The organism is Mesobacillus selenatarsenatis SF-1 (assembly GCF_000813125.1).
Taxonomy (GTDB): domain Bacteria; phylum Bacillota; class Bacilli; order Bacillales; family Cytobacillaceae; genus Mesobacillus; species Mesobacillus selenatarsenatis.
Genome location: NZ_BASE01000010.1, coordinates 1 through 10,348, shown reverse-complemented (window position 1 = coordinate 10,348; position 10,348 = coordinate 1). Strand labels below are relative to the sequence as shown.

Below are 10,348 nucleotides of genomic sequence, written 5' to 3'. Positions count from 1 at the left end.
TTCATTAAAGGGAATATCCAAAGCATTAGAAAGCAATTCAATGTATTTATAACTTGGGTATACCTTGCTGGATTCAGTGTCTTGTATAAATTTGGGTGATGTCTCCGTACGGAATGCTAATTCTTCTATCGACATTCCTAATCCTTCTCTAATCATGTGAATAATAAAGCCATATTCCTTACAAGGATTCCTTAACATCATAATCCTCCTCGACTTTCATATAAGTTAATAATTATATGTTAATGCATATTTATTAAAAGTTGATTTCACGTGTGTAAATTGTCTGTGAATCACTTCGCCCCTAACAAGTAAAAAAAGCCTGTCATAACCACTAGACAGGCTTGAAGTTCTTACTATTGTTCGTTTTCTCCTAGAGAAGGATATATTGGGATATTCGACATTAACATTAATAATGGAATTATCATATTAGTCTTCTTTTAAGAATGCAACGCAAATCTCGCTGTCTGGATGTAATTTTCGACTATTTTTTTCCCTGTCGTATGCTTTTCAAGAATAGTTTCCTAACCTGTTCCCTCAATGTAATGGTTTGTTAACGAGTTTGTTAACGAGTTTGTTACTATTTGCTAAACATAAAAAAAGCTCGTAGATCAGTCTAATACTCTAGACTCTCTACAAGCTCTTAATGGTGGGAAAAGAATTCCCATTGTTCCTATGACGAACTCAATATTTCTCTAATCTTCAAATAAGATATTTAAGTCAATTTTTATAACTTGCCTTAAAGATTTTAATGTTTGATAAGAGGGATAACATTTATCTTTTTCTATATCACTTAAGGTTCCTTGAGAAATTCCTAATAAATTTGCAAACTCAGCTTGTGTATAAAAATTATCTATTCTAATCGTTTTTATACGCTCACCTACTGAGACCATATTATTAACTCCTCACAAGGAACCTTTTAAGGCACAATGTAGATTACCGACTATTTTTTTCGATTACCAACATTAATTACAAATTACCGACTATTTTTTTCGATTACCGACTATTTTTTTCACAAACACCCTTCTGGATTTTAAAATATTTTTATTCAACCGTAACAGACTTAGCCAGGTTACGTGGCTTATCAACGTCACAGTCGCGGTGCAATGCTGCGTAGTAAGAAATCAATTGCATAGGTATTACTGAGATAAGAGGTGTTAATAGGCTGTGCACTTCTGGAATAACGAAGCGGTCTTCGTCTGTTTCCAGTCCATTCATGGAGATGATGCACGGGTTTGCTCCGCGGGCAACGACTTCTTTGACGTTTCCACGGATGCTCAGGTTAACGAATTCTTGTGTAGCAAGGGCAATGACTGGTGTGCCTTCTTCGATCAAAGCGATTGTTCCATGCTTCAGCTCTCCGCCGGCAAAGCCTTCAGCTTGGATGTAGGAGATTTCCTTCAGCTTCAACGCACCTTCAAGTCCTACGTAGAAGTCGATTCCGCGTCCGATGAAGAATGCGTTTCTTGTGACAGTCAGGTATTCGCGAGCGATGCTTTCGAATTCTTCTTTGTCGTCGCATAGAGCTTCCATAGCTGTCGCTACGATTCCTAATTCCTGTACAAGATCGAAGTCTACTTCGTGGCCGATTCCGCGAGCTGTTACCTCTGCCAAAATCGCCAGGACAGCAAGCTGGGCTGTATACGCTTTTGTTGAAGCAACCGCAATTTCAGGACCAGCATGAAGAAGAAGAGTGTAATCTGCTTCACGGGAAAGCGTTGAACCAGGTACATTGGTGATCGTCAATGCTTTGTAGCCCATCTCCTTCACCTGTACAAGAACCTGGCGGCTGTCCGCAGTTTCTCCGCTTTGTGAGATGAAGATGAACAATGGCTTTTCAGATAGAAGCGGCATATTGTAGCCGAACTCACTTGAGATGTGAACTTCGACAGGAATCTTCGCCAATTTTTCGATGAACTGCTTGCCGACAAGACCAGCATGATAGGAAGTACCCGCCGCAATGATGTAAATTCGGTCTGCACCTTTCATAGCCTTAACGATGTCAGAGTCGATTTCAAGAGCGCCTTCGCCATCCTGGTAGTTCTGGATGATTTTACGCATTACAAGCGGCTGCTCGTCGATTTCCTTGAGCATGTAGTGTGGGTATGTTCCCTTTTCAATGTCGCTTGCATCAAGCTCAGCTGTATAAGGAGCGCGTGAAATAACCTCTCCATCAAGGTTCTTGATTGTCACTTCGTTCTTAGTGACAATGACCATTTCCTTATCCATCAGTTCAACGTACTGGTTTGTTACCTGGATCATCGCCATCGCGTCACTAGCAACCACATTGAAGCCATCGCCAAGGCCGACAAGTAGTGGGCTCTTGTTTTTCGCCACAAAAATCGTATCTTCGTTTTGCTCATCTATTAGGGCAAGTGCATATGAACCATGTAAAAGTGTCAGCGTCTTACGGAACGCTTCTTCCAAGCTCAGACCTTCCTTTACGAACAGTTCGATTAACTGAACGATAATTTCAGTGTCTGTTTCACTTTTCAATTCGACATTCTGCAAATACTCGCGCTTCAATAGATCATAGTTCTCGATCACACCATTGTGAACTAGAGTCAGTCTGCCAGTTGAGCTCTGGTGAGGGTGAGCGTTCACCTTGCTTGGAGGACCGTGCGTAGCCCAACGAGTATGGCCAATACCAGCGTTCGCCATTACATCGTTGTCCACAACGTTGCGAAGGTCCGCAATGCGTCCTTTTTCCTTAAAAACGTGAACTCCCTTTTCGTTCATGACTGCGATTCCCGCAGAGTCATAGCCCCTGTACTCAAGCTTTTCCAGACCTTTTAATAAAATCTCTTTCGAGTCATTATTTCCAATATATCCAACGATTCCACACATAACTTCTTTTCCTCCTGTACGACAGGGGGCAAGAAGCCTCTTATATAGGGGCAGCTTGCCCCCTTATCTCATATAATTGGTTTGAGGTCAGACTTTAATATCCAAATCCTCGTTAGTTTTAGCATCCCCATCTCTTTGTGCATTAAGTTGCCTTAATGTTTTAAAGATGAAATTCGCGGCTGTGCTTTCAGCCGGGAGGCATCCGCCGAAACTTCGATAAACCTCCACCTCGTCAACTAATCCATAATTACGGTCAAGGATTAGTCCTGGCGCTTTAGTTTTCCATTGATCAACCTCTGCCCACCTTTCCGATAAAATCGTTTTATAAGGCATATGTTGCACAAACAGCCTTATTTACAAAAACAGGATTATCATACATGATACTTATGCATCCGTCAATAGAAAACAAAGGAAAACAGCCTTCCCGTACAATTACCCTTTACAGGATGACTAAAAACTCCCTTCATAAATAAATATGCATAAGGGCTCTTCGATGTGCCGAAGCCCTTATGCATATAATCTTCATTCCTATTCCTTTAATCCCATTTCTTCCTGTACAACGACAGCAATTCGTCTTACATATTCTTCGCAAAGCTCTGCTGTTGCTGCTTCTGCCATGACACGGACCAATGGCTCTGTACCGGAAGGACGAACAAGGATACGGCCGTTGCCGTTCATTTCTGCTTCAACCTGTTCGATCACTGCTTTTACCTTCTCGTTATCTGTCACATGGTGCTTATCAGTCACCCGGATATTCACGAGAACCTGCGGGTATTTCTTCATTTCCCCTGCCAACTCAGAAAGCGGCTTGTTCGTTGCTTTCAAGATATTTGCAAGCTGCAGGCCAGTTAGCAAGCCGTCACCAGTTGTATTGTAATCAAGGAAGATGATATGACCTGATTGCTCTCCGCCGAGGTTGTAACCATTCTTCTTCATTTCTTCAACTACATAGCGGTCGCCAACAGCAGTCTGAACACTTTGGACTCCGTGCTCTTCTAGGCCTTTGTAAAAACCAAGGTTGCTCATTACGGTAGATACAACTGTACCCTGCTTCAGCTGACCTCTTTCCTTCAAGAACTTTCCGCAAATATACATGATTTGGTCGCCATCAACGATATTCCCCTTTTCATCAATCGCGATCAGGCGGTCGCCATCTCCATCAAATGCTAGCCCAAGATCTGCACCCTTTTCTTTAACGAATGCAGCAAGTGCTTCAGGATGAGTTGATCCGACGCCATCATTGATATTCAATCCGTTAGGCGATGCCCCCATTGTTGAAGTATCGGCATCAAGGTCAGCAAATAAATGCGTAGCCAATGAGGAGGTTGCACCATGTGCGCAGTCGAGCGCGATATGCAGCCCCGTGAATTCTTCATCAACTGATTGCTTAAGATATTGAAGGTACTTTTGGCCGCCTTCAAAATAATCATTCACCTGACCAAGGTTAGCACCTACAGGACGAGGAAGCTCATCCACTTCCATATCCATCAATTGCTCGATTTCATTCTCTTGATCATCAGATAGCTTATATCCATCCGGGCCAAAGAATTTGATGCCATTATCCGCAACTGGGTTGTGAGAGGCAGAAATCATGACTCCAGCCTGCGCGCCAAGGGCCTTCGTCAAATACGATACCCCTGGAGTGGAGATGACGCCGAGCCTCATGACTTCCGCCCCGATTGATAATAGACCGGCAACCAGCGCTCCTTCAAGCATATGTCCGGAAATACGAGTGTCCCTTCCAATTAAAACTTTTGGGCGATCATGTTCCTTTGTAAGGACATAGCCTCCAAAGCGGCCAAGCTTGAAAGCTAATTCTGGTGTTAATTCGCTGTTCGCAACACCACGTACTCCATCTGTACCGAAATATTTACCCATTCTTAAAATCTCTCCTTGTATGAAAAATTGCAGTCAATTACGCATCTTTTTTCGCAACCGATATACTGGCTTTTTCTTTAGCCAATTTCCACGTTATATTTTGAGGTGCTGTCACTTTCATGTCTACTTCATAATTTCCTTCATCCAGTTCCGACACATCAATCAGGATCTTAAAATCATCCGATGACAGAGCTGAAACAATATCACTCGGCCCAGAAACGGTCAAGTTCGTCTGACCGTTTGCAGGATCAAGGAAGTTGACTTCAAAGCCTTCATCCATCCCATCTATTTCTATGGGAACATTAGAAATGCTTTTCTCGGAAGCCTTTGTGACTTTCACGGTCACTTTTACCGTTTCGGGTGATACCTTGACAATTCCTTCACCGATGATGACTGGGAGGGTAATCTCCGTATCCTCATCAATCTTGCTGACATCCACTTCAACCCTGACATTATCAAATTCCTCGAGAACGCCTGGGTCAGCGATGATTTCTGCTTCCTTCGTTTCCAACGTTATTGAATCGATTGTTACTCCACTTGGAGGAGTCCCTTTTCGGACAATATCAATCGGTACCTTCTTGCTTGAGCTTTTAATCGGGATTGTTACCTCGACAACCTGAGGTTCTACAACGACATTAAGCTTGTTCATATCCTTATCCAAAGCGAGTACACTTGCTTCTCGTGTGATTGTTTCTGATATTTTCCCTGATGAATTGACAGTTGCTTTCACAAAGGTAATTTTATCAACTACATCTTTGGCACCTGTTATTTGGACTTTATTAGGCTTTACCGCTGGTTTCTCGGCTATATAGCCTTCCTCAACTATATTACCGCTGAACTCAGCCTCCACCCTGAATTCCTTCGTTACCTTCTCCTGGATGGAAACATTCGCATAACCAGGTTCAATGGTGACGGTCAGGCGATCCGAGACATCTTTAATTGTAATCGGGACTCGCTGATTTCCGAGTTCAGCCTCTGTTAAATCTACGAACACTTCGAAATTTCGTAGAGTTTTCGCCTGCTGAACAAGGTTTTTTGGGCCTTGCAGCGTGACTGTAACAGTCTCAGGAACACCGGATACTACTAAAGTATCGGTATCATAAACCCTTTTTACCGGTACGTCTTCAACCGTCTCCACCTTTTCATCTGATGGCACATTCACATCACCAGGCTTATCTGGATCATTCTTAGGTACAGACCCAAAGAGCAGAACGGCTAGAACCAGGGCAACCACTTTTATGAACCAGGGATTATCCATCCATTTATCCATTTTTCTTCCCCCTCCAATTCCAGCGGGTAGAAGCGGCCTGCTTGATTCTTGATGGGGAAATCAGTTCAGCTGTGAGCAGTTCCCTTAGCGTTTCCCCGCTCAAGTCACGGTAAAGTTCGCCATTCCGGGTAACCGATACATTCCCTGTCTCCTCAGAAACAACGATCGTGATACTGTCAGTTACTTCACTGATTCCGAGTGCGGCCCTGTGCCTTGTACCCAGCTCCTTCGAGATGAACGGACTTTCCGACAGCGGCAAATAACATGCAGCCGCTGCTACGATATTTTTCTGTATGACTACAGCTCCATCATGAAGCGGTGTATTCGGTATAAAAAGATTAATCAACAGTTCAGAGGAGATTTTTGATTGAAGCTGTATGCCTGTTTCTATGTAATCACTCATTCCTGTTTCTCTTTCAATTGAGATCAATGCTCCGATTCGGCGCTTCGCCATATAATCGGTTGCCTTGATAATGGCCTCCACCATCTTCTCTTCGTCTTCCTCTTCCTGCAGCCCTGATCTGGCAAAGAGCCGTCCCCTGCCGAGCTGTTCGAGTGCCCGCCGCAATTCGGGCTGGAAGATGATGATAATGGCCAGGAATCCCCAGGTTAGTACTTGTTCCATCATCCAGCTAAGAGTGTTCAATCCGAAGTAATCACTGACAAACTTTACGATCAGGATGACAAAGATTCCTTTTAAAAGCTGGACAGCCTTTGTCCCTCGAATTATCGCAATCAGCTTATAAATGACGAACCAAACCAGGAGAATGTCAACAATATTAGCTAGATATTCTAAAAAATCGAAATCTGCAAACGACATTGCACTTCCTCCAGTAGTTTAGTAAGACTGTTTCAGAAAAGTAGCTAACCTTCCTGAAAGTTCAATCAGCCTTGTAGTAAAGCTCTTTTCGTAAAAATGACGAAAACAGCCTTTTGTAAAGGCTCTTTTCTCGAACTTTGATGCTATTGAATACAAAATTGCATTGAATTACCTATATCCCTTCGTAAAGTTGCGCTTCTTGAGAAAAGAGCATGCAAACTTAATACCGACCTGCAAAATAGGTATATATCACGTTAAAATCGGTTTTAGGATTTTAACAACAATCTTTACGAAAACAGCCTTTGTAAAAAAAAGCGGAAGATGACCAATGCACTTCAGCCTATAAACAAAGATAACTTTCTTATTATAACACAAGCCTTGTTCAAATTAATAATGATGTCTACTGCAGTCCACTGCCAATTAATCCTTTTTGATTAACTCTAAAAAAGGACTCTAAAAAACAGCCATTCCTATTGGAATGACTGTTCCTTTTCGTCGTTCTCAAAAAGATCTGCCGTGTTTTTAGCTGTCTTCTTAATATGGTACCAAATCCACTCGAATACTTCATTTACCTCGGTTATTTCTCCGGTGACATTGCCAGCGGAAGCCATGTATTTCTCGCCATTGATCAACTCACCGTTGATCACTGTGACATTCCCCTGGACCTCACCTTCGATTTTCACCTTGCCATTTCTTACAACGACATCACCCTTGACAACTTCTCCTTCAGGAACGATGACTGTATCATTCTGGACAATCAAATTAGGCTGCTTCGATACTGAAAACTGATGTTCTTCGTTCCATGTTGATAAGATGCTGCCGGTCATCAACGCCAGGAAGAGCGAGGCAGCTGTCAAAAGCGGATGACTCCTTAACCAACGCTGGATTTCCGTCTTTTTCTTTTCCTTTGGCAGGCCGGCCATTACTTTTGAAGTAAAATCATCTGGTGCCTGGATGTGAGAGGTGCTCTGCACAAGAGCGATTGATTTATTGAGCTCCCTGAAGTATTCCTGGCAATCTGAACAGCTTTGCAGGTGCTCTCTTAAAATCTTTTCATGTTCTTCGGAGATTTCTTCATCTAGGTATTCATGCATATAGTCGATAATTTGTTCGGAACATTTCATATTCTTTCACCTCACCTTATACGTGTCGCAACTGTTGCCTTAAGGCTTCTCTTCCTCGATGGATCCTCGTCTTCACTGTGCCAAGCGGCAAATCCAGTATTTCACTGATCTCATTCAGGCTGAGTTCTTCAATATACTTTAATACGATGACCGACCTGTATTTATCGGGTAGTTTTGAAATTTCTTTTTGGATCGCATCCTGCAATTCAATACTTTCAACTTCATCTTCTGGCAAAGGAGTTTCAGATGGGACCTGCGAGTACATGGTTAGGCCCTCTGTTCCAGGCACTTCTGCATCTAGAAAGTAATCTGGTTTCTTTTTGCGGATCCGGTCAATACATAGGTTTGTGGCAATTCTATAAAGCCATGTTGAAAACTTCAAGTTTTGATTGAAGCTGTTGATATTGATATATGCACGGATAAAAGCCTCTTGTGCAATATCTTCTGCCTCATGCCGATTCCCGAGCATACGGTAGCAAAGCTGGAAAACCTTGTCCTTGTATACCTCAACAATCTCTCCATAGGCATTCTGGTCTCCCTTGATTACCTGTTTTATTCTGTGTTTTACAATTGTCTCCATTATTTTACCTCCGCGCTTCATGCGGCTAATCGATATACGAATCGATTCCGTAAAAGGTTTCGTTTTTTTATAAAAACTTTATAAATGTATGTAATTGACAAAATCATCTACTAACTGACTTATTCTTGCAAAAAAAGTCTAAAAAACACGATAAGTTAATATTAACAAATTATTACCAGTTTGGTTTAAAAAGTTTTTTTCAGGGGTATAAATGGACTATATTTCAGTGAAAGCGAGGAAACATTCAATGTGTGCAGAAACGTTGTTGAAGGATATTGAAAATTGCCGTAAAGAAATGGTTGAATTAGCCGCAAAGACCTCGCTGTCAAATCAACGGGTTGTCGATATCAGTACTAAACTCGACCATTTACTAAATAAATATTATCACTTATCATCAAAAAATACATTTCTATATTAATAATAAGAGAGCAGCAGCCAGATGGCCGCTGCTCCTATTTTTTTCTCACTATTATGAGTCTATTCCAAAACTACTGAAGCATTACAAAAGTTTCTCTCCAAATAAAGAACCCATCAACGCGACTCCTGCGACAGCGGTCTTGTTCTTTTCATCAAGAATTGGATTCACTTCGACGAATTCAGCTGAAGTGATGATTTTTGCTTCGGCCAACATTTCCATAGCCAGGTGGCTCTCACGGTAACTAATTCCTCCAGTTACTGGCGTACCGACACCAGGAGCATCTGTTGGATCAAGCCCATCCAAATCAAGTGAAAGATGGACGCCATCTGTCTTATCTTTAAGATAGTTGACTGTTTCCTCAATGACCGTAGCCATCCCCAGGCGATCAATTTCATGCATCGTGAACACCTTGATACCAAGCTCCTTGATTAAATCCTTCTCACCATCATCCAAAGCACGTGCCCCGATGATGACAATGTTTTCTGGTTTAACCTTTGGTGCATACCCGCCTAACTGTGTCAGCATTTTATGCCCTAATCCCAGGCTGGCAGCGAGCGGCATTCCGTGGATATTCCCTGATGGTGATGTATCTGCTGTATTCAAGTCTCCATGTGCATCATACCAAATGACACCCAAATTTTTATAATGCTTGGATACACCCGTCAAAGTGCCTATCGCAATGCTATGGTCGCCTCCTAAAACAAGCGGGAATGACCCTGATTCAATAATTCTGTCTACCTCATCAGCAAGCAAGCTATTTTTTTCAGCCACGAGCTCCAGGTTACGCAGATTGCTGTTAGGGTCAATCTTCACCTCTGGCCGGCCAACTGCTATATCTCCCAAATCCTCTATCTCATCAAATAGCACTCTTAATCTTTCATTTATTCCAGCATAACGGATCGCACTTGGGCCCATGTCGACTCCCCTTCTCATCTGACCCAAATCCATCGGCATGCCAATAATCGAAAGTTTCTTCATTTATTTCTCCCCCTTGCTTTCTCTCATCTACACCTTATTTTAAACGCTTTCATTCAAATGACTCAACCGGACAATTTCATGAATATATATACGGTTTGGAATTGAGTGAATTTATTGTTTTAATAAAAGTAAAGACAATCTGAATAATAGAGGATTCTTGACAGCTTTGAGCTTCATTCCCTGAAACCTGTCACAATAACTGCTTCTTCTTGACAGGTTTGGCCTCCGCAGACTGAAACCTGTCATAATTACTGCACTTTCTTGACAGCTTTGAGCTCCGCAGCCTGAAACTTGTCACAATAACGGCTTTTTCTTGACAGCTTTGGCCTCTGCAGACTGAAACCTGTCATTATAACAGCATTTTCTTGACAGCTTTGGGCTCCGCTACCTGAAACCTGTCACAATAACTGCTTATTCTTGACAGCTTTAGCCTCCG

11 protein-coding genes are annotated in these 10,348 nt (G+C 42.3%); 1 reads left to right on the top strand and 10 read right to left on the bottom strand.

The genetic code is table 11. The features are described from left to right. From TY49_RS02250 to sigW, 9 genes are all read right to left on the bottom strand, one after another. Positions 1-201, bottom strand: a 201-nt coding sequence (locus TY49_RS02250; protein ID WP_156972583.1) for a helix-turn-helix domain-containing protein, incomplete at its 3' end; no start/stop codon positions are given. A gap of 491 nt (positions 202-692) precedes the next feature. After that, positions 693-890, bottom strand: coding sequence for a helix-turn-helix domain-containing protein (locus TY49_RS02245; protein WP_052442056.1), 198 nt, complete (start codon positions 888-890; stop codon positions 693-695). Positions 891-1,041: 151 nt separating this feature from the next. Continuing rightward, a complete protein-coding gene (glmS, locus tag TY49_RS02240) occupies positions 1,042-2,844 on the bottom strand; it encodes a glutamine--fructose-6-phosphate transaminase (isomerizing) (RefSeq protein ID WP_041964280.1) in 1,803 nt (600 codons plus the stop codon). A gap of 87 nt (positions 2,845-2,931) precedes the next feature. Further along, a complete protein-coding gene (locus TY49_RS02235; protein WP_156972582.1) occupies positions 2,932-3,186 on the bottom strand; it encodes a hypothetical protein in 255 nt (84 codons plus the stop codon). A gap of 186 nt (positions 3,187-3,372) precedes the next feature. Continuing rightward, positions 3,373-4,722 (bottom strand): phosphoglucosamine mutase, encoded by a 1,350-nt coding sequence (gene glmM / locus TY49_RS02230; RefSeq protein WP_041964278.1) that lies wholly within the window; start codon positions 4,720-4,722, stop codon positions 3,373-3,375. A 37-nt stretch (positions 4,723-4,759) separates the two neighbouring features. Further along, entirely contained in the window at positions 4,760-5,992 is a 1,233-nt protein-coding gene (locus tag TY49_RS02225; protein WP_041964277.1) for a CdaR family protein, read from the bottom strand. Further along, on the bottom strand, positions 5,985-6,812 hold the full coding sequence (cdaA, locus tag TY49_RS02220) for a diadenylate cyclase CdaA (RefSeq protein WP_041964276.1): 828 nt from the start codon (positions 6,810-6,812) through the stop codon (positions 5,985-5,987). The genes TY49_RS02225 and cdaA overlap by 8 nt, the downstream gene beginning before the upstream one ends. A gap of 470 nt (positions 6,813-7,282) precedes the next feature. Beyond that, a complete protein-coding gene (locus tag TY49_RS02215; RefSeq protein WP_041964275.1) occupies positions 7,283-7,936 on the bottom strand; it encodes an anti-sigma factor family protein in 654 nt (217 codons plus the stop codon). Between the two features lie 16 nt (positions 7,937-7,952). Next, positions 7,953-8,516: an RNA polymerase sigma factor SigW gene (sigW, locus tag TY49_RS02210; RefSeq protein WP_041964274.1), complete on the bottom strand. Its 564-nt coding sequence runs from the start codon at positions 8,514-8,516 to the stop codon at positions 7,953-7,955. Between the two features lie 211 nt (positions 8,517-8,727). On the opposite strand from sigW, the gene TY49_RS02205 reads away from it, so the two are divergent. Next, positions 8,728-8,934, top strand: coding sequence for an aspartyl-phosphate phosphatase Spo0E family protein (locus TY49_RS02205; RefSeq protein WP_041964273.1), 207 nt, complete (start codon positions 8,728-8,730; stop codon positions 8,932-8,934). Between the two features lie 81 nt (positions 8,935-9,015). Here TY49_RS02205 and rocF read toward each other — a convergent pair whose 3' ends face one another. Beyond that, positions 9,016-9,912: an arginase gene (rocF, locus tag TY49_RS02200; RefSeq protein ID WP_041964272.1), complete on the bottom strand. Its 897-nt coding sequence runs from the start codon at positions 9,910-9,912 to the stop codon at positions 9,016-9,018. Between the last annotated feature and the right edge of the window lie 436 nt (positions 9,913-10,348).

Excerpts from the sequence above, each read along its gene's own strand:
- glmS (WP_041964280.1), bottom strand. The coding sequence starts at position 2,844 with ATGTGTGGAATCGTTGGATATATTGGAAATAATGACTCGAAAGAGATT.
- TY49_RS02225 (WP_041964277.1), bottom strand. The coding sequence starts at position 5,992 with ATGGATAAATGGATGGATAATCCCTGGTTCATAAAAGTGGTTGCCCTG.
- cdaA (WP_041964276.1), bottom strand. The coding sequence starts at position 6,812 with ATGTCGTTTGCAGATTTCGATTTTTTAGAATATCTAGCTAATATTGTT.
- TY49_RS02215 (WP_041964275.1), bottom strand. The coding sequence starts at position 7,936 with ATGAAATGTTCCGAACAAATTATCGACTATATGCATGAATACCTAGAT.
- sigW (WP_041964274.1), bottom strand. The coding sequence starts at position 8,516 with ATGGAGACAATTGTAAAACACAGAATAAAACAGGTAATCAAGGGAGAC.
- rocF (WP_041964272.1), bottom strand. The coding sequence starts at position 9,912 with ATGAAGAAACTTTCGATTATTGGCATGCCGATGGATTTGGGTCAGATG.
- glmM (WP_041964278.1), bottom strand. The coding sequence starts at position 4,722 with ATGGGTAAATATTTCGGTACAGATGGAGTACGTGGTGTTGCGAACAGC.
- TY49_RS02245 (WP_052442056.1), bottom strand. The coding sequence starts at position 890 with ATGGTCTCAGTAGGTGAGCGTATAAAAACGATTAGAATAGATAATTTT.
- TY49_RS02205 (WP_041964273.1), top strand. The coding sequence starts at position 8,728 with ATGGACTATATTTCAGTGAAAGCGAGGAAACATTCAATGTGTGCAGAA.